The organism is Acetobacter okinawensis (genome assembly GCF_002153655.1).
GTDB classification, from domain to species: Bacteria; Pseudomonadota; Alphaproteobacteria; order Acetobacterales; family Acetobacteraceae; genus Acetobacter; species Acetobacter okinawensis_A.
On the sequence record NZ_JOPJ01000072.1, the window covers coordinates 1 to 476 of the forward strand.

The following is a 476-nucleotide window of genomic DNA, read 5'->3' on the forward strand; positions in this document are numbered from 1 at the left end:
CGCAGTGGCGCTTTCCGCAAAAGCTGGGCTGTGCTGGTGGACGGAAAGCTATGGGACGCGGCCCCCGCCACCATTCCCATGGGCACAGAGGTCTGGATCGTCAACACGATGCCCTATGCCCGCAAGATTGAAGTGGGCGGCCAGAAAATCAAGGTTGACCCCAAGATCGTGGAAGCAGTTCGCCAGATTGTGCCGCGCCGGTTTAGCGGCATCAGGGCGCAGCGGGCTTTCAAACCGCTCGCCGGCGGACGGGACGCACGAGGTGGCCCGGTGCCTTACATTCTCAAAGGTGCGGGCATCGCCTCTGGCCTGTCATGGACCCGCAAAGAAGGCTGGAGCCGCAAGCACACCGCATATGTGAGCAACCGCAGCGACCGGCAGGCCGGTGAGCAGGTTCTCTACCCTACCCTTATCCTAACCGAACGGATTACCTGACATGACAGTCGTCCAGGTCAATGAAATTGACATCACCGTCA

1 pseudogene is annotated in these 476 nt (G+C 60.5%); it reads left to right on the forward strand.

Annotation, left to right across the window (positions count from 1 at the left end):
- Positions 1 to 435 (forward strand): annotated as a pseudogene (locus HK26_RS12770) (hypothetical protein); the annotation flags it as partial.
- Positions 436 to 476: the final 41 nt, after the last annotated feature.